The organism is Paraburkholderia sp. (assembly GCF_035656215.1).
GTDB lineage: Bacteria > Pseudomonadota > Gammaproteobacteria > Burkholderiales > Burkholderiaceae > Paraburkholderia.
The window spans coordinates 1-1565 of the sequence record NZ_DASRSY010000079.1; the positions used below are offsets into that span (position 1 = coordinate 1).

The 1565-nt window shown below is 62.1% G+C and carries 2 protein-coding genes; both read left to right on the top strand.

Going from position 1 to position 1565, the window contains the following annotated elements; all coding sequences use genetic code 11:
- Window positions 1–608 (top strand): MFS transporter (locus VFE81_RS04315; RefSeq protein ID WP_325043408.1); only part of this gene is annotated, 608 nt, incomplete at its 5' end.
- A gap of 32 nt (window positions 609–640) precedes the next feature.
- The gene (locus VFE81_RS04320; RefSeq protein WP_325043409.1) at window positions 641–1519 is read left to right on the top strand and encodes an alpha/beta hydrolase; all 879 of its coding nucleotides are present in this window, start codon (window positions 641–643) and stop codon (window positions 1517–1519) included.
- Window positions 1520–1565 lie beyond the last annotated feature (46 nt).

Below are 1565 nucleotides of genomic sequence, written 5' to 3' on the forward strand. Positions count from 1 at the left end.
CCGCGTTATTGACGTCGATGGCGCGATTGGTCGCGCATGAGCCAGTGCTGCGCCGTCGGGCGCTGTATCAAGCCCTGCTGATGGCCGGATTCAATGCGTTCTGGAGCAGCGTCGCCATTGTCCTGACACGCGCGCCCCTCGGCCTGAACAGCACCTCCGTCGCGCTGTTCGCGCTGGCCGGCGGCGGCAGCGTGTTCATCGCACCGTTGGCGGGCCGCGCCGGTGACAGGGGCTGGTCGAAGCCCGCCAGCATGCTCGCTCATGCGGTCGCCATCGCAGCCGCGTTGATGGCGGCATTCGCGTTGACGTCGGGCGTATCGCGCACCGCATCGATCGCCATGCTCGCCGTGGCCGCATTCTTTATCGACGGTGGTGTGATTGCCGACCAGGCGCTCGGCCGGCGCGCGATCAATCTGCTCGCGCCCGAATCGCGCGGCCGGGTGAATGGACTCTATACGGGGCTCTTTTTCATCGGCAGCGCAGTGGGCGCCACGATCGCCGGGCCGGCGCTCGCACATTGGGGCTGGCCGGGTGTATGCGTCGCGGCATTGGGATTTTTCGCCGCAGCAGCGGTCCTGCATCTGCGCGACAGTTCGCGCGCCGCGTGAGCGATCTTACGAAAGACGGAAGGAGCATGGTCATGACATCCACACGCATCGGAATGCGCTATCGCAGTATCGAAATCGACGGTCTCGATATTTTCTACCGCGAGGCAGGACCGCGCGACGCGCCTGTGATTCTGTTGCTGCATGGCTTCCCGTCGTCGTCGCGAATGTACGAGACGCTGATGCCGCTGCTCGCGCAAAACTACCGGCTGATCGCGCCGGATTACCCCGGTTTCGGCCACAGCAGCGCACCCTCACCTGACGCGTTCAAGTACACGTTCGACCATCTCGCCGAGGTGATAACGCGTTTCACCGATGCGCTGGAACTGAAGCGCTATACGTTGGTGATGCAGGACTACGGCGGCCCCGTGGGGTTTCGGCTTGCACTTTCAAACCCTGAGCGAATCGAGGCGTTGGTGGTGCAAAACGCCGTTGCCCACGAAGCGGGCCTCGGTCCGTTATGGCAAACACGCAAGGCCTTCTGGAACGATCGCGCTACGCACGAGGCGGCACTACGGGCAAATTTGCTCTCGTTTGAGGCGACACGGTTGCGGCATGTCGGGCGCAGTCCGAATGTCGATCGTTACGATCCGGATACCTGGACTGATGAGTTTGCATTTTTATCGCTGCCTGGCCAGATCGATATCCAGACCGAGCTCTTCTACGACTATCGGACGAATGTCGAGCGGTATCCACTGTGGCAGCAGTATCTGGAGGAACGTCAGCCTGCCATGCTTGTGCTGTGGGGGAAGTACGATCCCTCATTCGAAGTGGAAGGTGCCCACGCGTATCGCGCCAATGTGCCCGGCGCGGAAGTGCACCTGCTTGAAGGTGGACACTTCGCGCTGGATGAAGCAGTCGATCAGGTTGCGGCACTGATGGTTCGGTTTCTGGGTGCGCGGTTGGGGCGATAGTGCGTTTCAAAACGGCGTGCCGTAATGGCTCGCCGTTTTCCCCAGG

What these genes read in the sequence shown, in the direction of transcription:
- VFE81_RS04320 (WP_325043409.1), top strand. Translation starts at nt 641, where the DNA reads ATGACATCCACACGCATCGGAATGCGCTATCGCAGTATCGAAATCGAC.